24 protein-coding genes and 3 tRNA genes are annotated in these 25,057 nt (G+C 74.0%); 13 read left to right on the forward strand and 14 right to left on the reverse strand.

Annotation, left to right across the window (positions count from 1 at the left end; all coding sequences use genetic code 11):
• Positions 1 to 99: 99 nt before the first annotated feature.
• The 7 genes from mshD to asd all read left to right on the forward strand — a co-directional run bounded on the left by mshD (position 100) and on the right by asd (position 5,583).
• Positions 100 to 1,053, forward strand: a complete 954-nt coding sequence (mshD, locus tag MLUT_RS20200) for a mycothiol synthase (protein WP_010080362.1) — start codon at positions 100 to 102, stop codon at positions 1,051 to 1,053.
• A gap of 137 nt (positions 1,054 to 1,190) precedes the next feature.
• A complete protein-coding gene (locus MLUT_RS20205; RefSeq protein WP_010080361.1) occupies positions 1,191 to 2,201 on the forward strand; it encodes an NUDIX hydrolase in 1,011 nt (336 codons plus the stop codon).
• A gap of 75 nt (positions 2,202 to 2,276) precedes the next feature.
• The gene (locus MLUT_RS20210) at positions 2,277 to 2,633 is read left to right on the forward strand and encodes a GNAT family N-acetyltransferase (protein ID WP_010080360.1); all 357 of its coding nucleotides are present in this window, start codon (positions 2,277 to 2,279) and stop codon (positions 2,631 to 2,633) included.
• A 121-nt stretch (positions 2,634 to 2,754) separates the two neighbouring features.
• Positions 2,755 to 3,585, forward strand: coding sequence for a thymidylate synthase (locus MLUT_RS20215; protein ID WP_002854751.1), 831 nt, complete (start codon positions 2,755 to 2,757; stop codon positions 3,583 to 3,585).
• Positions 3,586 to 3,607: 22 nt separating this feature from the next.
• On the forward strand, positions 3,608 to 4,168 hold the full coding sequence (locus MLUT_RS20220) for a dihydrofolate reductase (protein ID WP_010080358.1): 561 nt from the start codon (positions 3,608 to 3,610) through the stop codon (positions 4,166 to 4,168).
• Between the two features lies 1 nt (position 4,169).
• Complete coding sequence (locus MLUT_RS20225; RefSeq protein WP_010080357.1) at positions 4,170 to 4,400, forward strand: NF038396 family protein; 231 nt, start codon at positions 4,170 to 4,172, stop codon at positions 4,398 to 4,400.
• 10 nt (positions 4,401 to 4,410) lie between these two features.
• Positions 4,411 to 5,583, forward strand: coding sequence for an aspartate-semialdehyde dehydrogenase (gene asd, locus MLUT_RS20230; RefSeq protein WP_043055147.1), 1,173 nt, complete (start codon positions 4,411 to 4,413; stop codon positions 5,581 to 5,583).
• Between the two features lie 185 nt (positions 5,584 to 5,768).
• Here asd and MLUT_RS20235 read toward each other — a convergent pair whose 3' ends face one another.
• The 7 genes from MLUT_RS20235 to MLUT_RS20265 all read right to left on the reverse strand — a co-directional run bounded on the left by MLUT_RS20235 (position 5,769) and on the right by MLUT_RS20265 (position 10,817).
• A complete protein-coding gene (locus MLUT_RS20235) occupies positions 5,769 to 6,968 on the reverse strand; it encodes a UDP-N-acetylmuramate dehydrogenase (protein ID WP_010080355.1) in 1,200 nt (399 codons plus the stop codon).
• Positions 6,965 to 7,456 (reverse strand): MaoC/PaaZ C-terminal domain-containing protein, encoded by a 492-nt coding sequence (locus MLUT_RS20240; protein WP_010080354.1) that lies wholly within the window; start codon positions 7,454 to 7,456, stop codon positions 6,965 to 6,967. Before MLUT_RS20240 ends, MLUT_RS20235 begins: the two co-directional genes overlap by 4 nt.
• Entirely contained in the window at positions 7,456 to 7,905 is a 450-nt protein-coding gene (locus MLUT_RS20245) for an FAS1-like dehydratase domain-containing protein (RefSeq protein ID WP_010080353.1), read from the reverse strand. The genes MLUT_RS20240 and MLUT_RS20245 overlap by 1 nt, the downstream gene beginning before the upstream one ends.
• 40 nt (positions 7,906 to 7,945) lie before the next feature.
• The gene (locus MLUT_RS20250) at positions 7,946 to 8,239 is read right to left on the reverse strand and encodes a hypothetical protein (protein WP_010080352.1); all 294 of its coding nucleotides are present in this window, start codon (positions 8,237 to 8,239) and stop codon (positions 7,946 to 7,948) included.
• Between the two features lie 89 nt (positions 8,240 to 8,328).
• Positions 8,329 to 8,402 (reverse strand) — tRNA-Met (locus tag MLUT_RS20255).
• A gap of 60 nt (positions 8,403 to 8,462) precedes the next feature.
• Positions 8,463 to 8,534, reverse strand: a tRNA-Thr gene (locus MLUT_RS20260).
• A gap of 87 nt (positions 8,535 to 8,621) precedes the next feature.
• Positions 8,622 to 10,817 carry a DEAD/DEAH box helicase gene (locus MLUT_RS20265; protein ID WP_012751045.1) on the reverse strand — a complete coding sequence of 732 codons (2,196 nt, stop codon included), beginning with the start codon at positions 10,815 to 10,817 and terminating at the stop codon, positions 8,622 to 8,624.
• Positions 10,818 to 11,126: 309 nt separating this feature from the next.
• Here MLUT_RS20265 and MLUT_RS20270 point away from each other — a divergent pair, with 309 nt between their 5' ends.
• Positions 11,127 to 11,756 (forward strand): hypothetical protein, encoded by a 630-nt coding sequence (locus tag MLUT_RS20270; RefSeq protein ID WP_010080350.1) that lies wholly within the window; start codon positions 11,127 to 11,129, stop codon positions 11,754 to 11,756.
• A gap of 40 nt (positions 11,757 to 11,796) precedes the next feature.
• Here the strand turns inward: MLUT_RS20270 and MLUT_RS20275 are convergent, their stop codons facing one another.
• The 3 genes from MLUT_RS20275 to MLUT_RS20285 form a co-directional block, all read right to left on the reverse strand.
• On the reverse strand, positions 11,797 to 13,005 hold the full coding sequence (locus MLUT_RS20275) for an amidohydrolase (protein ID WP_012751046.1): 1,209 nt from the start codon (positions 13,003 to 13,005) through the stop codon (positions 11,797 to 11,799).
• Between the two features lie 121 nt (positions 13,006 to 13,126).
• Complete coding sequence (locus MLUT_RS20280; protein ID WP_012751047.1) at positions 13,127 to 14,386, reverse strand: cystathionine gamma-synthase; 1,260 nt, start codon at positions 14,384 to 14,386, stop codon at positions 13,127 to 13,129.
• A gap of 61 nt (positions 14,387 to 14,447) precedes the next feature.
• A complete protein-coding gene (locus MLUT_RS20285; protein WP_010080347.1) occupies positions 14,448 to 16,013 on the reverse strand; it encodes a pyridoxal-phosphate dependent enzyme in 1,566 nt (521 codons plus the stop codon).
• 162 nt (positions 16,014 to 16,175) lie between these two features.
• Here MLUT_RS20285 and MLUT_RS20290 point away from each other — a divergent pair, with 162 nt between their 5' ends.
• Both MLUT_RS20290 and MLUT_RS20295 read left to right on the forward strand, forming a co-directional pair.
• Positions 16,176 to 17,204 carry a DNA-3-methyladenine glycosylase family protein gene (locus MLUT_RS20290; RefSeq protein ID WP_012751048.1) on the forward strand — a complete coding sequence of 343 codons (1,029 nt, stop codon included), beginning with the start codon at positions 16,176 to 16,178 and terminating at the stop codon, positions 17,202 to 17,204.
• Positions 17,205 to 17,409: 205 nt separating this feature from the next.
• Positions 17,410 to 17,874: a hypothetical protein gene (locus MLUT_RS20295; protein WP_002856878.1), complete on the forward strand. Its 465-nt coding sequence runs from the start codon at positions 17,410 to 17,412 to the stop codon at positions 17,872 to 17,874.
• Between the two features lie 15 nt (positions 17,875 to 17,889).
• On the opposite strand, the gene MLUT_RS20300 is transcribed toward MLUT_RS20295, so the two are convergent.
• Together MLUT_RS20300 and MLUT_RS20305 are read right to left on the reverse strand one after the other, a co-directional pair.
• Positions 17,890 to 19,668: an AMP-binding protein gene (locus MLUT_RS20300; protein WP_010080345.1), complete on the reverse strand. Its 1,779-nt coding sequence runs from the start codon at positions 19,666 to 19,668 to the stop codon at positions 17,890 to 17,892.
• A 220-nt stretch (positions 19,669 to 19,888) separates the two neighbouring features.
• Positions 19,889 to 19,970 (reverse strand) — tRNA-Tyr (locus MLUT_RS20305).
• 208 nt (positions 19,971 to 20,178) lie between these two features.
• Between MLUT_RS20305 and MLUT_RS20310 the strand changes: the two genes are divergently transcribed.
• Both MLUT_RS20310 and MLUT_RS20315 read left to right on the forward strand, forming a co-directional pair.
• Positions 20,179 to 20,667 carry a YajQ family cyclic di-GMP-binding protein gene (locus MLUT_RS20310; RefSeq protein ID WP_010080344.1) on the forward strand — a complete coding sequence of 163 codons (489 nt, stop codon included), beginning with the start codon at positions 20,179 to 20,181 and terminating at the stop codon, positions 20,665 to 20,667.
• A gap of 40 nt (positions 20,668 to 20,707) precedes the next feature.
• Positions 20,708 to 21,211, forward strand: a complete 504-nt coding sequence (locus MLUT_RS20315; RefSeq protein ID WP_010080343.1) for a hypothetical protein — start codon at positions 20,708 to 20,710, stop codon at positions 21,209 to 21,211.
• A 198-nt stretch (positions 21,212 to 21,409) separates the two neighbouring features.
• On the opposite strand, the gene MLUT_RS20320 is transcribed toward MLUT_RS20315, so the two are convergent.
• On the reverse strand, positions 21,410 to 22,441 hold the full coding sequence (locus tag MLUT_RS20320) for an MFS transporter (protein ID WP_010080342.1): 1,032 nt from the start codon (positions 22,439 to 22,441) through the stop codon (positions 21,410 to 21,412).
• A 34-nt stretch (positions 22,442 to 22,475) separates the two neighbouring features.
• Entirely contained in the window at positions 22,476 to 23,894 is a 1,419-nt protein-coding gene (locus MLUT_RS20325) for an FAD-dependent oxidoreductase (protein WP_010080341.1), read from the reverse strand.
• Between the two features lie 142 nt (positions 23,895 to 24,036).
• On the opposite strand from MLUT_RS20325, the gene rarD reads away from it, so the two are divergent.
• A complete protein-coding gene (gene rarD, locus MLUT_RS20330) occupies positions 24,037 to 25,056 on the forward strand; it encodes an EamA family transporter RarD (RefSeq protein ID WP_010080340.1) in 1,020 nt (339 codons plus the stop codon).
• Position 25,057: the final 1 nt, after the last annotated feature.

Consider the following 25,057-nt stretch of genomic DNA (forward strand, 5'->3'; position numbering starts at 1 on the left):
CCTGCCCCATCCTGCCAGGTGCGCACCGGCTCGGCCCTGGGCGGGCGACGGCGGGGCGCACCTCGCGGGCCACCGCCCTCCTTCCGTAGGGTGGCCAGCATGGCCGAACACCCCACCCCCACGACCTCCGACGCCGACGAAACGACGCGCGTCGTCACCCCGCGCCCGGAGGAGGCGTCCGCCGTCCTGGACCTGGCCGACCGCGCCGGGGCGGCGGACGGTCATCCCCCGCTCTCGGACCAGACGCGCGTGCTGCTCGCCCGCGGCGGGCAGCTCTGGTGGGGCGCCACCCAGGGTTCGGACGGGGCGATCGACGGGGCGGCCGTGCTCGTGCCCGAGGGCGCGGCGGCCGTGCTCGAGCTCGTCGTCGACCCGGCGGCACGCCGCATCGGCCGGGGGACGGCCCTGGCCGACGCCGCGGCCGACGCGGTCCGAGACCTGGCGCGGGAGGACACCACGAGCGTCTGGGCCCACGGCATGCTCCCGGGGGCGGTCCGGCTCGCCCGGCGGCACGGCCTCGAGCCCGTCCGCGAGCTGCGCCGGATGCGCCTGTCGCACGCGGCGCTCGCCGCCCTGCCGGAGGTGCGGCTCGCCGACGGGGTCACCCTGCGCGGCTTCGTCCCCGGCCAGGACGAGCAGGCCTGGCTGGACGTGAACGCCGCCGCCTTCGCGGACCACCCCGAACAGGGCAGCCTGACCCGCGCCGACCTCGACGACCGCATGGCGGAGGACTGGTTCGACGCCGACGGCCTCCTGCTCGCCGCCCGCGAGGCGGACGGGCGGCTGCTCGGCTTCCACTGGACGAAGGTGGAGCCGGATGCCGGAGCCGACGGCCCGCGCGTCGGGGAGGTGTACGCCGTGGGCGTCTCCCCCGACGCCCAGGGCCTCGGCCTCGGTCGGGCCCTGACCCTGGCGGGGCTGCACCGGATGGCGGAGCAGGGGGTCGACGTCGTGGACCTGTACGTGGACGCGGACAACACGGCCGCCGTCGCGCTCTACACGTCCCTCGGCTTCGAGCTGTTCGCCGCCGACGCCCAGTACCGCCGCCCCTGAGACCCTCGGGCGGGGACCGGCCGGGCACATCCCGGCGGCCTCGTATCCTGGTGGGGCCGGTCCCCGCGCGGCCGACCACGCCCCGTGCCCTGCCCCAGCAGTCGTCGCGGCCGCCGCACTCGAGAGGAACCCGCCCCATGCCCTCGCCCCACGCCGACCGCGTCGCCCGCTGGTCCACGGAGGACCACGTCTCGGAAGGCCCCCGCGCCGAGGTGCTGGCCGCCGGCATGCTGCCGTGGCGCCGCGTGCCCGGCGGCCTCGAGGTGATGGTGATCCACCGGCCCCGCTACGACGACTGGTCGTGGCCCAAGGGCAAGCTCGATCCGGGTGAGACGCTGCCGGAGTGCGCGGTGCGCGAGCTGCGCGAGGAGGTCGGCCTCGAGCTGCGGCCGGGCATCCCGCTGTGCGTGACCGAGTACGAGGTGCCCGGCAAGCGCGGCGCCCGTCAGAGCAAGGAGGTCTGGTACTGGGCCGCCGAGGTCGACGGCCAGCGCGCCCTCCCCGACGGCGACGAGGTGGACGAGGTCCGCTGGGTCGGGCCGGACGAGGCCCGGCGGCTGCTGACGAACGACTCGGATCGCGAACCGCTCGACCTGCTGCTGCGTGCCGCCTCTCGGGGGCGCCTGCGGACCGTGCCGCTGCTGGTGCTGCGCCACGCCAAGGCCAAGCCCCGCTCCTCGTGGTCCCGCGCCGAGCAGGAGCGCCCGCTGGCGGCGACGGGCCGGCGGCAGGCGCTCGCCGTCGAGGGCCTCGTGGCGGCCTGGCGGCCGGAGCGGCTGGTCTCCTCCCCGTGGCGCCGCTGCGTGGAGACGCTGGCCCCGCTCGTGAAGTCCAGCCGGCTGCCGCTGAAGACCAAGGGCGCGTTCACGGAGACCACGGCCCGGGAGAAGCCCAAGAAGACCCGCAAGGTGATGGCCGAGCTCATGGGCCGCTCCCGGCCGCTGGTCGTGTGCACGCACCGGCCGGTGCTGCCGACCCTGTTCGAGGTGGTCGAGGACGCGGCCGCCGGCCAGGCGGACCGCGTGCTGCGGGCCCTGCCGACCGAGGACCCGTGGCTGCGGCCCGGCGCCGTGCTCGTGGCGCACCGCGCGCTCGACCTCGACGGCGACGTGGTGGCCGTCGAGGTCTACGACCCCTGGGACGACTGAGCCGCCCGCGCCGGACTCCGCCCGCACGACCGGGCCACCGTTGAGCGGGCCCGCCCCCGGCCCTAGGCTCGGGTCATGGAGAACACCGCCGCCCAGAGCCAGCCCGAGAAGATCGTCCACGAGCGCCTCACGGTGACCCGGGACCCGGACCGTCAGCGCTTCGAGCTGCGCCAGGACGGGACGTTCATCGGGTTCCTCGGCTACGACCAGCAGACCGTGCGCGGCGCGGACGGCGAGGACACCGTGGTCCTGCGCCTGCAGCACACCATCATCGACGAGCAGTTCGGCCGCCGCGGCTATGCCCGTGCCCTCGTGACCATGGTCCTGGACCGGCTGCGCGCGGAGGGTGACCGCATCGTGCCCGAGTGCTCCTACGTGGAGGACTACCTGCGCCGCTACCCCGAGTACCAGGACATGGTCTTCGACGGCTGACCGGGGGCGGGGCCCTGCCCTGCCGGCACCCGCCTCCCTGCCGTCCGGGCCGCGGGCTGGGATGCGGCCCGCCTGCACCGGGCCGTCGACGACGCTCAGCGCGTCCGCTCGGATCGCTAGAGTGGGCCGGGTGAGCATCCCGACCCCCTACGAGGACCTCCTCGCCGACGTGATGGCGCACGGGGCCGTCAAGACGGACCGGACCGGCACGGGCACGCGCAGCGTGTTCGGCCGCCAGCTGCGCTTCGACCTGGCCGAGTCCTTCCCGCTGATCACCACCAAGCGCGTGCACTTCAAGTCGGTCGCGCTCGAGCTGCTGTGGTTCCTGCGCGGGGACTCGAACGTGCGATGGCTCCAGGAGCGCGGCGTGCGGATCTGGAACGAGTGGGCAGACGAGGACGGCGAGCTCGGCCCCGTCTACGGCGTGCAGTGGCGCTCATGGCCCACCCCGGACGGGGGCCACATCGACCAGATCGCCAAGGTCGTGGAGCAGATCCGCACGAACCCCGACTCGCGCCGGCACATCGTCACCGCGTGGAACCCCGCCGAGGTGGACGAAATGGCGCTGCCGCCGTGCCACGCGCTGTTCCAGTTCTACGTCTCCCCCGGTCAGGACGGCGCCCCCGGGCGGCTCTCGTGCCAGCTCTACCAGCGCTCGGCGGACCTGTTCCTCGGCGTGCCATTCAACATCGCCTCGTACGCGCTGCTCACGGTGATGGTCGCGCAGCAGACCGGGCTGACTCCCGGCGAGTTCGTGTGGACCGGCGGGGACGTGCACATCTACGCGAACCACGAGGAGCAGGTGCGCGAGCAGCTCTCCCGCGAGCCGTACCCGTACCCGCGGCTGCGGCTGCGGCGCACCCCCGCGTCGATCTTCGACTACGACTACGAGGACTTCGAGGTCCTCGACTACCGTCACCACCCCACCATCACGGCGCCGATCGCCGTCTGAACCGAGGATGCGCAGCGACCCCATGAGCCGGGCCACCCGTCCCACCGAGCCCGTAATCGCCATGATCTGGGCCCAGACCCCCGGGCGCGTCATCGGCCGCGACGGCACCATGCCGTGGCACGTCCCGGAGGACCTCGCCCACTTCCGGGCCCACACGCACGGCCACCCCGTGATCATGGGCCGGCGCACGTGGGAGTCGTTCCCGGCGCGGTTCCGCCCGCTGCCCGGGCGCACGAACATCGTGGTCTCCCGCACCCTGACGGCCACCGAGCAGGCCGGCGCCCAGCTGCGGGCCGCGGGCGCCGTCGTCGTGCCGGACTTCGGGGCGGCCCTGGCCGCCGCGGCCGAGGCCGACGGCTGTGACACCGTGTGGGTGATCGGCGGGGCGACCCTCTACGACCAGGCCCTCGACGTGGCCTCGCGCGCCGAGGTGACCGTGATCGACGCCGACGTCGACGGCGACACGCACGCCCCGCCGCTCGACGCCCGCTGGCGGCGCACCGCCGTCGACCCCGCCCCCGACGCGTGGCTGGACTCCGCCTCCGGCCCGCGCCACCGCTTCGAACGATGGGAACGCGACTGACATGGCCCCGACCGACTCCGACCAGCGTCTGCTCTCCCCGCAGGCGGTCTCGTTCCTCGCGCTCGTCGCCCTGCCCGTGCTGGCGTTCGTGTGCGCCGTGTTCGGGCTGATCCTCGTGCTGCAGGGCAAGACCCTCGCCGGCCTGGTGTTCCTGCTCGTGCTGACCCAGGTGTTCGCCGTGGGCGGTTTCATCGCGTGGAACAGGCGGAAGCGCGCGCAGCAGGGCCGCTAGCCTGGAGGGCATGACTTCCGCTGCCCCCGCATCTGTGAACGCCCCCGACGCGGCCGCCGTGCCCACCGTGGGCCTGGTCGGCTGGCGCGGCATGGTGGGGTCCGTCCTCCTGCAGCGCATGACCGAGGAGGGCGACTTCGCCCGCGTCCATCCCGTCTTCTTCTCCACGTCCAACGCCGGCGGCCCCGCGCCCGTGCTCGAGGGCATGGCCGGCGACCCGGGCGTGCTCCAGGACGCGTACGACGTGGACGCGCTCACGGCCCTGCCCGTGATCCTCACCGCGCAGGGCGGGGACTACACGCAGGCCGTGTACCCGAAGCTGCGCGCCGCCGGCTGGGACGGCATCTGGATCGACGCCGCCTCCACCCTGCGCATGGCGGACACCTCCGTGATTGCGCTGGACCCCGTGAACCGCGACGTGATCGACGCCGCCCTGGCGAACGGGACGAAGGACTTCATCGGCGGCAACTGCACCGTGTCCTGCATGCTGATGGGCCTGGGGGGCCTGTTCAAGGCGGGCCTGGTCGAGTGGGGCACCGCCATGACCTATCAGGCGGCCTCCGGCGGCGGCGCCCGGCACATGCGCGAGCTGCTCACCCAGTACGCCGAGCTGGGCGGCGCGGTGCGGGCCGAGCTGGCCGATCCGGCGTCGGCGATCCTCGAGATCGACCGCAAGGTGATCGAGCTGCAGCGCGGCGGCCTGGACTCGACGCAGTTCGGCGTGCCGCTGGGTGGCTCGCTGATCCCCTGGATCGACTCCGACCTGGGCGACGGCGTCTCCCGCGAGGAGCGCAAGGCCTACGACGAGACCAACAAGGTGCTCGGGCTGACCGGGGCGGACCGGATCCCCTTCGACTCGCTGTGCGTGCGGATCGGCGCCATGCGCTCCCACTCGCAGGCCCTCACCCTCAAGCTCACCCGGGACGTGCCGCTGGACGAGGTCGAGCAGATCATCGCCGCGGACAACGAGTGGGTGCAGGTGGTGCCGAACACCAAGGAGGCCACGGTCACCGACCTGACCCCGATCGCCGCGACCGGCACCCTGCAGATCCCCGTCGGCCGGCTGCGCAAGCTCAACATGGGTCCCGAGTACCTCTCGGCGTTCACCGTCGGCGACCAGCTGCTGTGGGGTGCGGCCGAGCCCGTGCGCCGCATGCTGATGATCGCGACCGGGAACCTCTGAGCCGCGACGCCGGCGCCGAGGCGCCCACCCGGCCCCGCTCCGGCCCCCGTGCCCCCGTTTTCGTTCGGGAAACGGCGGGTGCTCGGGCGTCGTCGTTCGGGAAACGGCGCCCGCGCCGCCTAGGGGCGCCGTTTCCCGAACGAAAGCACTCCTGGGGGCGCCGTTTCTCGAACGAAAGTGAGGGGTCAGAGGCTGGTGCCGATGATCATCGGCTCGGGGTGCAGCTCGACGCCGAAGCGTTCGCGCACGCCGTCGCGCACGGTGCGCGCGATCGTCAGGACGTCCTCGGTGCTCGCGTCGCCGCGGTTGGTCATGGCGAGGGTGTGCTTCGTGGACACCGACGCGCGGCCCCCGGCCAGGCCGGTGCCGTCCACTCCGCGGCCGTCCGGCCCGCCCTCGCGGGGGGCGACCTCGGGCAGCCCGAAGCCCTTCGAGAAGCCCGCGCGATCGATCAGCCAGGCTGCCGAGAGCTTCACGAGCGGCGTCCCGTCCTCGGCCTCCCCGGCGGCGAACGCCGGGGCGCCCTCGGGCAGGGAGGCCCGCACGGAGGCGGGCACGATCGGGTTCGTGAAGTAGCTGCCCGTGGACCACGTGTCGGGGTCCGCCAGGTCGGACACCATCCCCTTGGCGGCGCGCAGGGCCAGCACCTCGCGGCGGACCACCGCGAGCGGGGCGTGGGCGCCCTCCTCGACGTCGAGCGCGGCCGCCAGCTGCCCGTAGCGGACCGGCGCCGTCGGCTCGGCGTCGGAGGAGGCGCGGCGCAGCCGCAGGTCGATCGAGAGCACGATCCACCGGGGACTCGGCGCGTCGGTCTCCAGCATGGAGCGCTTGATGACGGAGTCGCGGTAGCCGAAGCGCAGGTCCGCCGGCGTCAGCTCGACGACGTCGCCCGCCTCCCGATCCCACGCGCGCAGGGCGACGAGCACCTGCGAGACGTCCGCGCCGTATGCGCCGACGTTCTGCACGGGCGTCGCACCGGCCGAGCCCGGGATGCCCGAGAGCGCCTCGATCCCGCCGAGCCCGTGCGCCACGGTCCATGCGACGGCGTCGTCCCAGGGGTGGCCCGCCGCGACCCGCACGACGACGGCCTCCCCCTCGTGGTCCGCGGGCCGGGCCCCGTCGCCGGCGGGCGGCGTCTCGCCCTCGCCGGGCACCGGCCCGTCCAGCACGTGGATGCCCTCGAAGGCCAGCCGCACGACGGTGCCGGGGAAGCCGGCGTCCGCCATGAGGGTGTTGGAACCGCCGCCGAGCACGAACAGGGGCTCGCCCGCCTCGTCGGCGGCGCGCACGGCCTCGATCGCCTCGGCCTCGGTGCGCGCGGTGACCCACGCGCGCGCGGGCCCGCCGACGCGGGTGGTGGTGTGGTCCGCCAGCCGCTCGCTCACGCGGTCTCCCCCGCGGCTCCGCCGAGGCGGACCACAGCCTGCGCCTTGGTCAGCACGCGCGGCTTCGCCGCTTCCGGGTTGGTGACGTTCAGGTCGATCCGCACGGTCCCGGCGGCCTCGTCCACGGCGCCGACCGTGCCGACGACCTCGAGCGTGGCGCCGGGGATGGGCGCGCCGTCGTCGTCCGTGCGCCCCGTGGTGTCCGCGACGGGCACCATGCCGGTGAAGCGGGTCTGGTAGTCGACGACGGCGCCCGGGTCGCCCGCCCAGTCCGAGACGAGCTGCACGGCAGCGCCCATGGTGAGCATCCCGTGGGCGATGACGCCGGGCAGACCGGCTCTCTCTGCGAACGTCTGGGACCAGTGGATCGGGTTGCGGTCGCCGGAGGCGCCCGCGTAGGCGACGAGGTCGGCGCGGGTGAACGTGACGGTGCGCCTGCCGACCACCTCGCCCCGGGCGAGGTCGGACAGGCGGGGGGCGGTGCTCATCAGGACTCCTCTCCCCGGACCAGCAGGGTGGACGTGACGGTGGAGACGGCAGCGCCGTCCAGATCCGCGATCTCGGTGACGGTGGTGACCATGCGGTTGCCGCCGAGGGACTTCACGGCCTCGACCCGCACGGTCGCCACGACCTCGTCCCCGGCCACCAGCGGGCGGTGGTGGACGAAGCGCTCGTCCGCGTGGACCACCCGCGAGAAGTCGATGCCCAGCTCGGGATCGGCGACGACGGCGGCTTCGGCGCGCTGGGCGATGACGACGGCGAAGGTCGGCGGGGCGACCAGGTCGGCGTGTCCCAGGGCCCGGGCGGCCGCGACGTCGTGGTGCGCGGGATGCTGGGCCTGCACGGCCTCGGCGAAGCCGCGGACCGCCTCACGACCGACCTGGAAGGGGGGCGCGGGCGGATAGCTCCGCCCGGCGACGTCGGGGTTCACGCTCAACTCGGGCCTCCTGCGGGACGGTTCTCGACTGCCGTCCAGCCTAACGGCCGGGGCGCCGCTCCCCCTGCCGGCGGGCGGCCTGGCGGAAGCGCACGAGCTGGGCGGACAGGTGCACGGCAACGCCCGCACCGAGCACGCCCAGGGCGGTCCCGGAGACGGCGAGGCGTCCGGTGCTCCCGCCGACGACCGCCAGCACGATGCCCACGAGGAACAGCGCGGAGCCGGTCAGCACGAGGGTCCGGTAGAGCCGGGAGCCGTGCTCCCACGGGGAGACGAAGCCGCGGGGCGCGGCGGTGCCGCGGGCGGGCTGGTGGGCGGGGCGACGCGTGGACATGCCCGCCAGGCTACCGGGGCGACGGACGGGCCCCGGAACGCGAAAGGACCCGGCCCCTCCGAGGAGGTGACCGGGTCCGTCCGATTCCGTAGCGGCGGGGGGACTCGATCCCCCGACCTCACGATTATGAGTCGTGCGCTCTAACCAGCTGAGCTACGCCGCCACGACACGAGAACGCCCGCACTCACGGTTTTCACGCCGCGAGGGCGGGCTCTCATGTCAGAGCCCCGACCGGGAATCGATCCCGGGACCTCCATCTTACCAAGATGGCGCTCTACCACTGAGCTATCGGGGCAACGAGGTGAGACTCTACCAGGGCCCCGGGACCGATGCAAAATCGGCCCCGGCTCAGGCCTCCGGCGGGGTCCGCACCCCGGCCGGATCAGCGGCGGGCGCCTCGATCCGAGCGCTCCTGGGCGCCCCAGCGGGGCTTGCGGCCGCCGGGGCGTCCCCCGCGGTCCCCGCGGAAACCGCGGTCGTCACGGTCGCCACGGAAGCCGCCCCGATCCTCGCGGAAGCCCCGGTCGTCCCGGTCCTTGCGGAAGCCGCCCCGATCGCCCCGATCGCCCCGGTCCTTGCGGAAGCCGCCGCGTTCGCCGCGGTCCTTGCGGAAGCCGCCGCGGCGCTCGCCGCGGTCCTCGCCGTCGCGCTCGGCGCGGGTCGGGCGGCCGGTGTCCTTGCGCAGGCCGAGACGACGGCCGTTGATCTCCGCGTTGGCCGCCGCCTCGAGCTGGGCCGAGGTCAGGTCCGCCGGCAGCTCGACGAGCGAGTGGTTGCCGCGCAGGTCGATCGCGCCGATGGCCGAGGCGGGCAGGCCCACCTCGTTCGCCAGCGCACCCACGATGTTGCCCGGCCGCACGCGGTCCTGGTGGCCCACGGCGATCCAGTACGTCGCGTTGCCGGCCGCGGGCTCCCGGGCCGGACCACGCGAGCCGCGGCCGTCACTCGTGCCGCGCTCACGGCCGCCGTCGCGCCCACCCTCGCGGCCGCCGTCGCGGTCCTTGCGGTTCCGGCCGCCCCCGAACGGGATCTCCTGTTCGCGGGCCAGCAGCGGGCGGCCGCCCTGGGCCATCATGCCCAGCGCGGCGGCCACGCGCGTCGGCTCGGCCTCGTGCTCGTCGACGTACGCGGCGACGATCTCACCGAACACCGCCAGCTCCTCCTCCGAGGCGCGCTCGAGGGTGCGGGTGATGCCGTCGGCGAAGCGGCGCTTGCGGGCCGCATTGACGTCGGCGACGGAGGGGACGGCCATCTCCTCGACCTGCTGGCGGGTGGTGCGCTCGATCTGCTTGAGCAGGAAGCGCTCGCGCGGAGTCATGAAGAGCACGGCGTCGCCCTGGCGTCCGGCGCGGCCGGTGCGGCCGATGCGGTGCACGTAGGACTCGGCGTCCTGCGGGATGTCGTAGTTGATCACGTGCGAGATGCGCTCGACGTCCAGGCCGCGGGCTGCGACGTCGGTGGCCACCAGGATGTCCACGCGGCCGGTCTTGAGGTCCTCGACGGTCTTCTCGCGCTGCTTCTGGGCGATGTCGCCGGAGATGGCGACGGCCTTGAACCCGGCGCGCGTGAGCTTCTGGGCGAGCTCCTCGGTGCCGGCACGGGTGCGCACGAAGGCGATCACGCCCTCGTGGTCCTCGGTCTCGAGGATGCGGGTCATGGCCTCGAGCTTGTACTGGTGGCCCACCTGCAGGTAGCGCTGGCGGATGGTGGCGGACGTCGTGGACTGACGGGACACGGCCACCTCCTCCGGGGAGTTCAGGTATTGCGCGGAGATGCGGCGGATGGCCGGCGGCATGGTGGCCGAGAACAGCGCGGTCTGCTTCGACGCGGGGGTGGAGGCGAGGATGCGGTCCACCTCCTCGGCGAAGCCCATGCGCAGCATCTCGTCCGCCTCGTCCAGCACGAGGGTCTGCAGCTGGGAGAGGTCCAGGGAGCCGCGCTCGATGTGGTCGATCACGCGGCCGGGGGTGCCGACGACGACCTGGGCGCCGCGGCGCAGTGCGGACAGCTGGGGACCGTAGGGCGAGCCGCCGTAGACGGCCAGCACGGACACGTCGCCGAGATGCTTGGCGTACGCGTCGAAGGCCTCGGCGAGCTGGAGCGCGAGCTCGCGCGTGGGGGCCAGGGCGAGGATCTGCGGGGCGTTGGCGCGCCCGTTGACGTCCGAGGCCTCCGCCAGGCGGGAGAGCGCCGGCAGCGCGAACGCGCCGGTCTTGCCGGTGCCGGTCTGGGCCAGGCCCACGACGTCGCGGCCCGCGAGCAGCAGGGGGATGGTCGCCTCCTGGATGGGCGAGGGCGCGGTGTAGCCCAGGTCCTCGACGGCGGCCAGGACGCGGGCGTCCAGGCCGAGGTCCAGGAAGGTGGGGCCGGCCGGCTCGGCGGGAGCCTCGGGGGCGTCGGGCTCGGCGGGAGCCTCGGGGGCGGAGGGCTCGGCGGCGTCGACCTGCGGGACGGTCCCGGTGGCTTCCTGCTCCACCTCGGCGAGCTCGGGGGCGACGGTCTCCGCCTCGGGGGCGGTTTCCACGGGCGCGGCGGTCGGGGCCTCGGCGGTGGTCTGGGGATCGAGGATGTCGGACATGGGTCCTCCTGTGGGGATGCGCGGGCGCACGCCGGAGGACGTCGGTCGCGGGTCGACGTCGTGGGGCGCAGGGGCCAGCTGGGTCAGATGATTCCGTCCACCCGGCAGCCCCCGAGGGCCACGACGTTCGTGGCCCGCACACACATCTGCACAGACATCTGCAGTCCGGCGTGGCACACGCGTCCACGCTCACTCATCACAGGGGGAGAGACCGGATCCGGTCTGCCCAGTCTACGCCACCGGACCCCGGGCCGGGCTGTGCCCTCGGACACCCCGGCCGCGCACCGGCCGGGGCGATAGGCTCGGCACGTGCCCCAGAACAGCGAAGACCGCCCCCTCGCCCGCGGGCTCGGCCGGGCCGCCGGCCGTGCCGCCCAGTCCTTCCGGGAGAATCAGCGGGCCGACGACGCACGGCTGCGCGCCGAGCGCGCCCGCCTCACCGCCGAGGACGAGGAGCGCGTGGAACGGCGACGCGCGGACCGCGAGCGCGACCTGGCGGCGCGGGACGCAGCCGAGTCCGATGCCGGCCTCGTCCACCCGCTCCTGAAGGTCGCGCGCCTCTACTGGCTCGCGGTCACCGTGGTGCTGGTCGGCATCGCGGGCGCGTTCCTCTGGAACGGGGCCCGCGCACAGGACAGCGGCGAGCCCGTCATCGATCCGCTCACCGGCATGGAGTCGGTGGGCGTGCTGGGCGGCGCGACGGGGCAGTTCACGATGGGCACCGCCGTCGCCCTGCTGGCCGCGGCGTCCCTGTGGGGCTGGATCGGTCTGCTGCGCCGCCGTCGTTCGGCGATCGGGACCCTGACGTTCATCGCCGTCCTGCTGGCCGCCCCCGCGTTCCTGCGGGCCAACGGCCTGCTGATCATCCTCGCCGTCGTGATGCTCCTGGGCGCCGCGCTCGTCTGGCTGCCGCCCGTGCACTCGCGCCTGCGGCGCTGAGCCCGCGCGTCCCGCCCCCGCCGGCGGGCGGCGGCGCCGCTCAGTCCTCCACGGGACGGGCGGAGGCGACGACGGGCCGGGCCGTGGCGAGGTCGTACTCCATGACCTGACGGCCGCCGATCCACACGCGCAGGGCCCGCTGCATGACATCGAGCGGGTCGCCGGACCAGAGCACGAGGTCGGCGTCCTTGCCCACCTCGAGGGAGCCGATGCGGTCGTCCAGCCCCAGCACGCGCGCGGGATGCAGGGTGATGGCGCGCAGGGCGGTCTCCCGGTCCAGGCCCTCCTTCACCGACAGCGCGGCCTGGTAGACGAGGAAGTCGATGGGCACCACCGGGTGGTCGGTGATGATGCTGATCTCGACGCCGGCCCGTGCCAGACGCCCCGGGTTGCGCATCGAGCGGCCCCGCAGCTCCGGCTTGGACTTGGTGGTGAACAGCGGGCCGATCAGCACCGGCACGCCGCGGGCCGCGAGCTGGTCGGCCAGCGGGTGCGCCTCGGTGCCGTGGTCCAGGACGAGGTCGTAGCCGAACTCGTCGGCCAGGCGCAGGGCGGTGGCGACGTCGTCGGTGCGGTGGCAGTGCTGGCGCCAGGGGATCGTGCGCTCCAGGACGAGGGCGAGGGCGTCGAGGTGGGGGTCGCGGGTGAAGGGCTTGTCCTCGCGCTCGGCCTCCGCGCGGCGGGCCATGTAGCCCTGCGCCCGCAGGAACGCCTCGCGGATCACGAGGGCGGTGCCCAGCCGCGTGGACGGGGTGCGGCCCTTCTCCTTGTAGACGTTCTTGGGGTTCTCGCCGAGGGCGGACTTCACGCCCGAGGGGCTGCGCAGCACCATCTCGTCCACGGTGCGTCCGTGGGTGTGCAACGCGACCGCCTGGCCGCCGATCGGGTTGCCCGAGCCGGGGTTCACGTTCACGGTGGTCACCCCGCCGGCCAGGGCGTCCTTCCAGCCCGGCTCGTTCGGGTCGACGGCGTCGATCGCCCGCACCCCGGCCATCACGGGGTCCGTCATCTCGTTGACGTCCGCGGTCGCACCGACCTCGCCCTCGGCGTGCATGCCCAGGTGGACGTGCGCGTCCACGAAGCCGGGCAGCACCCAGCGTCCCTCGCAGTCCACCACCTCGGCGCCGTCGGGCGCCTCGACGTCGGGGCCGAGCGCGGTGATCCGGCCGTCCTCGACGAGCAGGGTGCCGTCGAACGGCTCGGCGGCGACGGGGACGACATGGGCGTTGACGAAGGCGGTGAGGGTCATGCCCATCACACTACGCCGCCCGGTGCTCCCCACCTCTGCGCTGTGGGGGCGGTTTTGGGCGGTATCCGACGCGAATACCACCCAAAACCGCCCCCAAACCTCTGGCACGGCTGTCGGCGGGTCAGAGGCTGTCCAGAGCCCGCTCCAGGTCCGCCACGAGGTCCTCGGCGTCTTCGATGCCCACCGACAGGCGCAGGAGGTCGTCCGGGACGGCCAGTTCGGTGCCGGCCACGGAGGCGTGGGTCATCTCCGCCGGGTAGTTCATCAGCGACTCGATGCCGCCCAGGGACTCGGCGAGCTGGAACAGGCGGGTCGACTCGGCCACGCGGCGGGCCGCCGCGGCACCACCGGCCAGGCGCAGCGAGACCATGCCGCCGAAACCGCGCATCTGACGCTGCGCAAGCGCATGCCCGGGGTGGTCCGGCAGCCCCGGGTAGAGCACCTGGGAGACCTCGGCGCGGCCGGTGAGCCACTCGGCGACGGCCTGGGCGTTGGCCTGGTGGCGGTCCATGCGCACGCCGAGCGTCTTGAGACCGCGCGTGGTCAGGTATGCGTCCAGGGGCCCGTTCACGGCCCCCGCCGCGAACTGCTGGAACTTCACCTGCTCGGCGAGGGCGGCGTCCGGGATCACGAGCGCCCCGCCGATCACGTCCGAGTGGCCGCCGATGTACTTCGTGGTGGAGTGCACCACCACGTCCGCGCCGAGGGCGATCGGGGACTGCAGGTACGGCGTCGCGAAGGTGTTGTCCACCACGAGCAGGGCGCCGTGTGCGTGGGCCGCCTCGGCGACCGCGGCGACGTCGGAGATCTTCATCATCGGGTTGGACGGGGTCTCCAGCCACACCATGACCGGCCCCGCGGCGGCGGCGCGCTCGACGGCGGCGGCGACCTGCTCGGCGTCCCCCATGTCCACGACGACGTGCTCCACACCCCACGGGGCGAGCACGCGGGAGATGAGGCGGTAGGAGCCGCCGTACACGTCGTTGCCGAGCACGATCGTCATGCCCGGCCGGCCCGCGCCCATGATCAGCGCGGTCTCCGCGGCCAGGCCGGAGGCGAACGTGAGGCCGGTGGCCCGGGGGGCGCCGGACTCGTCGACGCCGGCTTCGAGCGCGGCCAGCTGCTCCTGCAGCGCGTCCCGGGTGGGGTTGGTGCCGCGACCGTAGTCGTAGCCGCGCCGCAGCTCTCCGACGGCCGTGGGCGCGTACGTGCTCGAGAGGTGGATCGGCGGGACGACGGCGCCGAACACCTCATCCAGGTGCTGGCCCGCGTGCACGGCGCGCGTGCCGAAGCCTCCCCCCCGGGGGTGGGCGGTGGCGTCGTCGGCGCCGGTGTCGGGGGTGGTGGCGTGCGGGTCCTCGTGGACGTTCTGCTCGGTCATCTCGGGAGCCTCCTCGGAGAGATCGGGTCGGGTGGGGCGGGTGCGGCCGGTGCGGCCGGCCTCAGGCGGTGACGTGGGCGAGGACGTCGTGCAGGGTGACGACGCCCTGGACGCGGCCGGCCTCGAGCACCAGCAGCACGGGGTCCTGGGCGAGGCGCCGGGCGACGGCGCGCAGCGGGGTGCGCGCTCCCAGGCAGGGCAGCACGGGGCCCATGACGTCGGCCACGGGGGTCTGCACGGTGGCCCGCCCCGCGGCGAGTGCGTTCGCGAGCGCGGCCGCGGAGACGGTGCCGCGGACCTCGCCGATCCGCAGGTCGTGCCGGGGCTCGAGGACCACGGGCAGGGCGTCGACGCCGTACCGGTTCATGGTCGCCACGGCGTCCGCCACCGAGGTGGTCGGGGCCGCGGTGACGAGGGTGGGCACGGAGCCGGGGAACAGGTCGGCCTTCTCGGCCAGCAGCTCCCCCGCCGTCGCGGACCAGCGGTCGTCATCGGTGGGGGCGCCCGCGCGGGTCGCCGGCTCGGCGTCGGCGTGCTCGAGCGCCTCGACGGGCGTGTCGGCCCCGCCGGCGGCCCCCGTGGCGCCGTCGTCGTCCGTCTGCGGGACCGCCGAGCGGGTGCGTCCGCGCGCCCACGCCGGCAGCACGGTCTCGCGGACGTCGTAGTCGAAGCCGCGCTCGTCCATCCACGGGTCGTTGAAGATCTTGGCGAGGTAGCCGCGGCCCGAGTCGGGCAGCACGATCACCATGACGTCCTCCGGGCCGAGCTCGCGCGCGGCGCGCAGGCCGGCGACGACGGCCAGGCCGGAGGAGCCGCCCACGAGCAGGCCCTCCTCGGCGGCGAGGCGCCGGGTCATGGCCAGGGCGTCGGCGTCCTCGACGGCGATGACCTCGTCCGGGACCGCGGGGTCGTAGTTGTCCACCCACATGTCCTCGCCGACGCCCTCGACGAAGTAGGGCCGGCCGGCGCCGCCGGAGTACACCGAGCCGCTGGGGTCCGCGCCGATCACGCGGACGGGACCGGACGGGCGGTCCGCCGAGACCTCCTTGAGGTAGCGGCCGGTGCCCGTGATGGTGCCGCCGGTGCCGGCGCCCATCACGACGTGGGTGACGCGGCCGGCCGTGTCCTCCCAGATCTCGGGGCCGGTGGTCTCGTAGTGGGAGGCCGGGGCGGCGGGGTTGAAGAACTGGTTGGGCTGATAGGCCCCGGGGATCTCCCGCACGAGGCGGTCGGCGACCCCGTAGTAGGACTCCTCGGACGTCGGGTCCACGGCGGTGGGCGTGACGACGAGCTCGGCGCCGTACGCGCTGAGCACGTCCCGCTTCTCCTGACCCACCTTGTCCGGGGTGACGAACACGGTGCGGTAGCCCTTGAGCTGCGAGACCAGGGCCAGCCCCACGCCCGTGTTGCCCGAGGTGGGCTCCACGACGGTGCCGCCCGGGCCGAGCATGCCCTCGCGCTCGGCCTCCTCGATCATCTTCAGCGCGATGCGGTCCTTCACGGAGCCGCCGGGGTTCAGGTACTCGACCTTCACCAGCACGGTGGCCTCGATGCCCTCCGTCACGGAGTGCAGCTTCACGAGCGGGGTGTGCCCGATCAGCTCGAGGACGTTCTCGGCGTACTGCATGGGCTGCGCAGGGGTGGGCGCGGGGGTCTGTTCAGTCACGCACCCCACGCTACGCCAGGGGCCGGACGCTGGAGGAGGGCTCCGGACACGCGGGGCAACGCCCGGCGTGCGCGCCGTCACGGCCGACGTCGTCCTGTCCGGGCCCGGGTGTACGGTGCGGGCATGACCGCCCCGGACGCCGTGCGCCGCGTGCGCGTGTCCGTCCCCGTGGACGTCGCGCTCACCCTGCGCCCCCTGCAGCGCGGCGCGGCCGACCCCACGGTCCGCGCCACACCGCAGGGCGTCTGGCTCACTCTGCGCTCCCCCGCCCCGGACGCGGCGTCGGGCGCGCCGGGCCGGCCGACGTCGTTGCTGGTCTCCGGCGCCCGGGAGGCCGCAGGGGGCGGCACCGCGGTGACGGCCCGCGCGTGGGGCGCGGGCGCGAGCGCCGCCGTCGCCGGAGTGGAACGCCTGCTCGGCCTGCACGACGACGGCTGGGGCGCCTTCGACGCCCTGTTGCGGCCGGACTCCGGCGCGCCCGCGCTGCCGCGGCACGTGCGCGAGGCGCGGCGGACGCGGGCCGGGCTGCGGCTGCCGGCGGCGGGCGCGCTGTCCCGGCAGCTGCTCACCGTGGTGCTCGAGCAGAAGGTCACCCACGACCAGGCGCGGCACGGCTGGCGCACCCTCGTGCGGCTGGCCGCCCGGATCGACGGCGACGGGCCCGCCCCCGGCCCCGTGCCGGTCGGGATGCTGCCGCCGCCGACCCCGGCCGCCGTCCTGCGGATCCCCTCGTGGGACTGGCATGCGCGCGCCTGGGTGCAGCCCTCCCAGTCGCGGACCGTGCTGGAGGTCGCCCGGCGGGCCGCGAGCATCGACCGGCTCGGGGAGGCCGTCGCTCCCGGGGACACGGCCGGGGTGGCCGCGCTGGCCCGGCGCCTGGAGTCGGTGCCCGGGATCGGGCCGTGGACCACGGCCGAGGCGCTGCAGCGCAGCCACGGGGCGGCGGACCTCGTCTCCGTGGGCGACTACCACCTGGCGCAGTTCGTGGGGCAGGTCCTCACGGGACGCCGGACCGACGACGCCGGGATGCTCCGCCTGCTCGCGCCGTGGGCCGGGCACCGGCAGCGGGTCGTGCGGATGATCGGGCTCTCCGGAGAGCGCAAGCAGGCGTTCGGGCCCAAGCTCGCCCCGGCCGACCACCGCGCCCACTGACGCGACATCGGGTCGGCCGGGGCCGTGCCGGCGCATCCGGGCGGCCCCTCCGCTCCTGCACAGGCCGCTGCTCCCGGCGTGTCCTCCCCAGCCCCGGCCGGGTCCGACCGGCCGCCCGCCCCGCGTTCCTAGCGTGGGCGATGCCGCCCCGACCGGCGCGGCGCCACCGGGACCCTGATGAGTCCCCACCCGGGAGGAGACCGCCATGACCACCGCCTTCGAGCCCCGCCCGCACACCGCCGCCGCCCCGCGCGAGCCCGACCCGCACGGCCCCGGCACGCCCGGCTCCCTGCGTCCGGGCGCGCGCGGCTCCGTGCTCATCGTGACCCGCCATCCCGACCCGGACGAGGCCATGAGGCACGCGATGGCCTGGATCACCGCCTTCGAGGAGGACTGCGGCCTCGTGCTGGACACGGACGAGACCGCGCTCTACGCCGTCGGCCGGGCGGGCGACCTGGGCGAGGCCCTGCGTCGCGGCCCCCTGGTCCATGAGGACGGCAGCCCCGCCGACACCTCCGCGTTCGTGGACGCGGTGCTCACGGACGGCACGTGGCGCCTGCGCGACGCCGACCCGCGGGCGTGGTCGACCACGTACCGTGCCGCCATCCTGGGCGCCGCCCCCGAGGCGGTCTGCACCATCTGGGACGTGTTCCCGCTGCCCGCCGCCTGAGGGTGACGGCCGCCGTCAGCCCACGCTCTGGGCCTGGGCCTGGGCCTGGGCCTGGGCCTGGGCCTGGGCCTGGACGACCCTCGCGCCCTCCTCGCGCAGCTCGACCTTGCGGACCTTGCCGGAGACGGTCATGGGGAAGGCGTCGAGCACGCGGACGTGGGCCGGGATCTTGAAGTGCGCGATCCGGCCCGCGGCGAACTCGCGGACGGCGTCCACCGTGAGCGGCTCGATGCCGTCCTTCATGATCACGCAGGCCATGAGCTGCTCGCCGTACTTCTCGTCCGGCACGCCCACCACCTGGACGTCCTGGATGTCCGGGTGGGTGTAGAGGAACTCCTCCACCTCGCGCGGGGAGATGTTCTCGCCGCCGCGGATCACGAGGTCCTTGATGCGGCCCTCGATGCGCACGGAGCCGTCCTCGTCCATGGAGGCGAGGTCGCCGGAGTGCATCCAGCCGTCGGCGTCCAGCACCTCGGCGGTCTTCTCGGGGGCGTCCCAGTAGCCGAGCATCACGGAGTAGCCCCGGGTGCACAGCTCGCCCGTGGCCCCGCGCGGGACGACGTCACCGGTGGCGGGGTCCACGATCTTCGTCTCCACGTGGGGCATGGTCCGGCCGACGGTCTGGGTGCGCACCTCCAGGGAGTCGTCGCGGCGGGTCATGGTGGACACGGGCGCGGTCTCCGTCATGCCGTAGCAGATGGCGACCTCGGACATGTGGAACCGGTCGATGACCTTCTTCATCACCTCGACGGGGCACGTGGAGCCGGCCATCACGCCGGTGCGCAGCGTGGACAGGTCCAACGCGTCCGCCTCAGGCCGGGCGAGCATGGCGATGAACATCACCGGCACGCCGTACAGGCTCGTCGCACCGGTGGCGGCCACCGCCCGCAGCGCCGAGACCGGCTCGAAGCTGCGCGCCGGGATGACGGCGAGCGAGCCGTGCGAGACGGTGGCGATCACGCCGATCACCATGCCGAAGCAGTGGAAGAACGGCACCGGGATCACCACGGTGTCCTCCTCCGTGTAGCCCAGCAGCTCGCCGATGTGGAAGCCGTTGTTCAGCACGTTGCGGTGCGTCAGCGTGACGCCCTTGGGGAAGCCGGTGGTGCCCGAGGTGTACTGCAGGTTCACGGGGTCCGCCGGCCCGGTGGCGGCCTCGCGCACGGCCAGGTCCTCGTCCGAGACCCGCGCGGCCCCGGCCAGGAAGTCGGCCCACGTGCCCTCGGCCACGGGATCGGCGGCGTGTCGGCCGGCCACGTCGCCGGCCTGCACGTGCGCGTAGGCGTCCTCGCCGCTCCCGGCCGGCAGCATGATCAGCTGCCGCAGGTGCGGCGCCGACTCACGGGCCACGGCGCGTGCGGTGGCGGGCGGGTCCATGCGTGCGTCCGCGCAGGCCACCACCAGCCCGCGCATGTCGCACTGCTCGACCACGTAGGTCAGCTCGTGGGCGCGGTACGCCGGGTTGAGGTTCACGAGGATGACGCCGGCGCGTGCCGCGCCGTAGAGCAGCGAGACCCACTCGGCGACGTTGGGGCTCCACATACCGATCCGGTCCCCCGCCTCGTAGCCCGCGGCCATGAGCGCCTTGGCCACCGTCACGGACTCCTCACGCAGCTGCCCGTAGGTCCAGGTGCGGCCGGTGGCCGGGTCCCCGTCCGGTCCACACTCCAGGAGCGCGGCGCGGTCGGCGAAGAGGCGGGCGGTGTCGTCGAGGTTCTGGGCCAGGGTCTGCTCGAGCAGCTCGACGTCGGTCGGTCCCTGGGTGAAGGACTCGGGGGCGGTGGACTCGGTCATCGGGCGCTCCTCGCGGACGGTCGGGCGACGCCGTACGGCGTCACGATGCAGGGCCGTGCCGCCGCCGGACCGCAGAGGGCATCGGATGTGACACGGACCACAGGCAGGCTACGTCGCCTGGCGGGAGGCCGCCACCTCCCGGGGCGGGGACGCGGGGTGTGCCACGGCCCCGGACGGCAGAAGACCCCGGGACCGTGTGGTCCCGGGGTCTTCGTTCCGGTGGCAGATACTGGATTCGAACCAGTGAAGGCAGTGCCAGCTGATTTACAGTCAGCCCCCTTTGGCCGCTCGGGAAATCTGCCGTGCCACCCGGCGGCTGCCGGGCGTCTCGAGGACGACCGCACCGGTCGGGCGAGAGTCGACTGTACAGCATCCCCGCGCCACACCGCCAATCGACCCGGGACCGCGTCCGTCGTCCCCGGTAGGCTGGCCCGCAGAGCGCCCGCGCGGCCCGTGAGTGGCCGTCGTCGACGGGCGCACCCCGTCCGCAGACCCTGAAGGAGTGCACCCGTGGCCAGCGATTCCACGTTCGACGTCGTCAGCAAGGTGGACAGCCAGGAGGTGTCCAACGCCCTGAACCAGGCGCAGAAGGAGATCGCCCAGCGCTACGACTTCAAGGGCGTCGGCGCCGAGATCGACTTCTCCGGCGAGAAGATCCTCATGAAGGCCTCCTCCGAAGAGCGCGTCAGGGCCGTCAAGGACGTGTTCGAGTCCAAGCTCGTCAAGCGCGGCATCTCCCTCAAGTCCCTCGACGCCGGCGCCCCGTTCGCCTCCGGCAAGGAGTACCGCATCGAGGCGACCATGAAGGAGGGCATCGACCAGCCCACCGCGAAGAAGATCACCAAGCTGATCCGCGACGAGGGCCCCAAGTCCGTCAAGGCCCAGATCCAGGGGGACGAGCTGCGCGTGTCCTCCAAGTCCCGCGACGACCTGCAGTCGGTCATCGCGATGCTCAAGGACTTCGAGGACGCGGACCTGCAGTTCGTGAACTTCCGCTGATCCGCACGCCGCCTCCCCTCCGATCCCACCAGGAGTCCCCATGCTGTACCTGATCGACCCTCGCGGGGCCGTGTGGTCCGCCGACACCACGATCGGCCGGGCGCGGGCCCGGGCCCGCGTGGACGGCCGCCCGGTCGACGACCTGAAGTTCACCAAGGCCGCCATGCTCCTGACCTTCGACGACCATGTGGACCTCGCGCTGCGTCACGGCGTCGCCGCCCCGCGCGGCCTCCTCCTCGACCACGGGTTCGTGGCCCAGGTGCTCGCCCCCGCGAACCTGAAGGCCCAGCGCGCCAACCAGGACGCGATCGCCGAGCAGCTCGCGGTGGTGGAGCGTCGCACGGAGGACGTCGGATCGCTGCGCTCCCACCGGCACGCGGCCGCCTACGAGGGCGCGGACCAGAGTCTGGCGCGCCGCATCAAGAAGGCGGAGGAGGCGGCCCGCGAGACGCTCCAGGCGGCCCCGGACGAGGACCTCGTCCGCCACTGGACGCGCCTGGGTGGCACGGTGCCGGCCACGCTCCAGGCCGACCGCGACCGCTGACCCGCCGGCCGCCGTCGTCATGGAGGCTCCCGCGGACGGCGGCTCAGGCCGCCGCGATCCAGACGATTCGGCGGTCTCCCGGCCCGATCTGCAGCAGAATCATCTGGCTCACGGGCAGAAACGTCTGGCTCGGCGCTCCTCGGCGGTCGCTGGCTCGCGGCCTCCCGTCTCCCCACCGCCACGGAACCCCGCGCCCGCTCAGGGCGTGGGGTTCCGCGCGTCGTAGCGCAGGAAGCCGGGCTGCCACCGCATCAGCGCGCTCACGCCGAGGATGCACAGCACGCCGCCGGCCAGCAGGGTCGGCCCCTCCCCCAGGCCCACGGACGCGCCGCCGGTGATCAGCTCGCCCAGGCGCGGCCCGCCCGCCACCACGACGACGAACACGCCCTGCAGCCGGCCGCGCAGGTGGTCCGGGGTCGCGGACTGCAGGATCGAGCCGCGGAAGACGCCGGAGAGCGAGTCCGCGGCCCCGCCCACCGCCATGCACAGCGCGGCGAGGGCGAACGCGAGCGTGAGGCGGGGATCGCCGTCGGGCAGGGACTGTGCCCACCAGACCACGCCGCCGAACGCGGCCACCGCCCCGCCCCACACGAGGATCGAGACGTACACGCCCCAGCCCTGCGCGTGCAGGCGGGTGAACGGGGCGGAGAACAGCCCCGCGAGGAACGCACCCGCCGCCATCGCGGCCAGCAGCACGCCGACGGCGGCCCCACCCCCGCCGAGCACCACAGCGCCGATGGCGGGCAGCAGGGCGCGCGGGAACGCCGTCGTCATGGTCACGATGTCCGCCAGGAAGGTCATCCGCAGGTACGGTCGCGAGCCGAGGAAGCGCAGGCCCTCGACCACCGAGGCCAGACCCCCGCGCGCGCCCGAGGCGGCCGCGGCCTCGGCCCGCGGCGGCGGCAGGGACGGCAGCCGCCACACGGCGTACAGGGCGGCCAGGCAGGTGACGACGTCGATCGAGTAGGTCCACGCGTAGCCGACCGTCCCCACGAGCACGCCGCCCAGCATGGGGCCGACCATCAGGGCAACGGAGAACGTCATCATGTTCAGCGCGTTCGCCGCCGGCACCGACTCGAGTCCGGCCCAGGCCTGCGCGGCGACGCCGACCGTGGTCAGCCACATGACGGCCGACGAGGCCAGCGCGACGCGGCGGCGGTCGTGCCGGTCTGCGATCGCGCCGCCGTACAGGCCCGCGACCACGAGCGCGGCGAGCCCGAGCAGGCCCACCGCGAACGAGGAGCCGGTCAGGGCCCGCCCCGGATCAGACGGACGGGACGGACGCCCCGTCGCGGGAGATGCGGGTCATCTCCTCGCGGTCCACGACCTTCACCCGCTCCCGCGCCACCGGACCGGCCTCCGACGCCTGCGCACCCAGGGACCTCTCATGCTCATCCAGAGCATGCCAACCAGCCCACGTCGTGTACGGGACGCCGCGGGACTCCAGCAGCTCGATCACGGACTCCTCCGAGGGCTCCTGAGCCCTCCACAGCCCCGGCTCGTCCTCGATCAGATGCTTGATCGTCTCCAGGGAGTCACCCTTGGTGTGCCCGATCAACCCCACCGGACCCCGCTTGATCCACCCCGAGGCGTACAGCCCCGGCACCGGGGCACCGTCCGCGTCCAGCACCCGACCCTCCGCGTTCGGGATCACCCCGCGCACCTCGTCGAACTCCACCCCCTCCACCGGGGACCCGAAGTACCCCACCGCCCGGTAGACCGCCTGCACCGGGTAGTCCACCGTCTCGTCCGTCGGGCGGACCCCACCGGAGCCGTCCAGCTCCATCCGACGCATCCGCAGACCATCCACCCGGCCGTCCCCGTCCTCGTCCAGGAACTGCTCCGGGGCCTGGAGGAAATGCAGATGCAGCCGCCGCGAGGCGCTCTGCTGACGGTCCTCCTGCTCCATGAGCCAGTTCGTCAACGTGCCCACCATGGTGCGGACCTGGTTGTTCTCCTCGATCGCCTTCTCCGAGGCCTCATCGAAGTCGAAGTCCTCCTCGTACAGCACGATGTCCACATCGCGGGAGTGCGCCAGCTCGCGCAGCTCGAGCGGGGTGAACTTCACCTGCGCCGGCCCGCGACGACCGAACACGTGCACGTCCGTGACCGGGGAGGCGGCCAGGTCCCGGTACACGTTGTCCGGGATCTCGGTGGGCAGCAGGTCCTCGGCATGCTTGGACAGGATCCGGGCCACATCCAGGGCCACGTTCCCGTTGCCGATCACCGCCACCTGCGTGGCCTCCAGCGGCCAGTGCCGCGGCACATCCGGGTGCCCGTCGTACCAGGCGGCGAAGTCCGCGCCACCGAACGAGCCGGCCAACTCCACCCCCGGCACGTCCAGGACCGCGTCCCGCACCGCCCCGGTGGAGAACACGATCGCATCGTAGTGCCGACGCAGATCCGCCAGGCTCAGATCCGTGCCGTAGTCCACGTTCCCCAGGAAACGGATGTCCCCGCGGTCCATGACCTTGTGCAGCGCGTTCACGATGCCCTTGATGCGCGGATGGTCCGGGGCCACCCCGTAACGGATCAGACCGAACGGGGCCGGGTACCGGTCGAACAGGTCGATGCTGACACGGAAGTCCCGCTCCTCCTTGGTCAGGATGTCCGCCGTGTACACCCCGGCGGGTCCGGCACCGATGATGGCGATGCGCAACGGGCGGTCAGGGCGAACGGTCACGGCGGGTGGGTCCTTTTCGACGACGGCGGGGCGCGCCGGCGGAGCGCGGGGCGAGGCCCGGCACCGGCGCGCGGGATCGACCCCCCAGTCTACCGGCGCAACCGGGAGGAACCTGGGTGAGAGTGCTCACCCGGACCGTACAGTGGCCCGCGTGAGCCCCTCCTCCCCCTCCCCCCGGCCCGGCGTGCCCGCCGCGGGCGCCGCCCCGGACACCGGTGCCCTGCCCACCGTCTCCCCCGCCCCGGCCGACGACCCGCGCGGGCTGGCCCTCGGCTTCACCGCCTACTTCGTGTGGGGTCTGTTGCCGCTCTACATGGCGGTGCTCGCGCCCGCCGGGGCCCTGGAGATCGTGGTGGTGCGCATCGGCTTCGCCCTGATCTTCTGCCTCGTGTTGCTCGGCCTCATGCGCCGCCTGGGCGAGCTGGGGACGGCACTGGCCACGCCCGGCCGCTGGGGCGCCACCGCGCTGGCCGCCGGGTTCATCGCGGTGAACTGGCTGCTCTACGCCGTGTCCGTGACCACCGGCAACGTGCTGCAGGCCTCGCTCGGCTACTTCATGAACCCGCTGGTGAACGTCCTGCTGGGCGTGCTCTTCCTCGGGGAGCGGCTGCGGCGGGGCCAGTGGGTGGCCGTCGGGATCGCGGTGGCCGCCGTCGTCGTGATGTCCGCGGCGATGGGGCAGGTGCCGTGGATCGCGCTCGGGCTGGCCACCTCCTTCGGACTCTACGGCTTCGTGAAGAAGCGCTTCCCCTCCCCCGTGCACGCGGTGACCGCGATGACCGCCGAGACCGTGGTGCTGATCCCCGTGTTCGTGGTGGGCAGCGTGCTGCTGGCGCAGGCCGGGCTGCTCACCACGGTCACCGAGGGGCCCGCCCACTTCTGGCTCATGGCCGGGCTCGGCGTGGTCACCGCCGTTCCGCTCATCCTGTTCTCGGCGGCGGCCCGCTCCCTGACGCTGACCACGCTCGGGATGCTGCAGTACACGGCGCCCATCCTGCAGTTCCTCGTGGCGGTCACGGTCCTCGGCGAGCAGATGCCCGCGGCCCGCTGGGCGGGCTTCGGGCTCATCTGGCTGTCCCTGGCGGTGTTCACCGTGGACCAGCTGAACGCCTCGCGCCTGCACCGCCGGGCGGTCCGGGCCGGGGACGGCGCTCGGGCCTAGA

Source organism: Micrococcus luteus NCTC 2665 (assembly GCF_000023205.1).
In the GTDB taxonomy this organism is placed as follows: Bacteria; Actinomycetota; Actinomycetes; order Actinomycetales; family Micrococcaceae; genus Micrococcus; species Micrococcus luteus.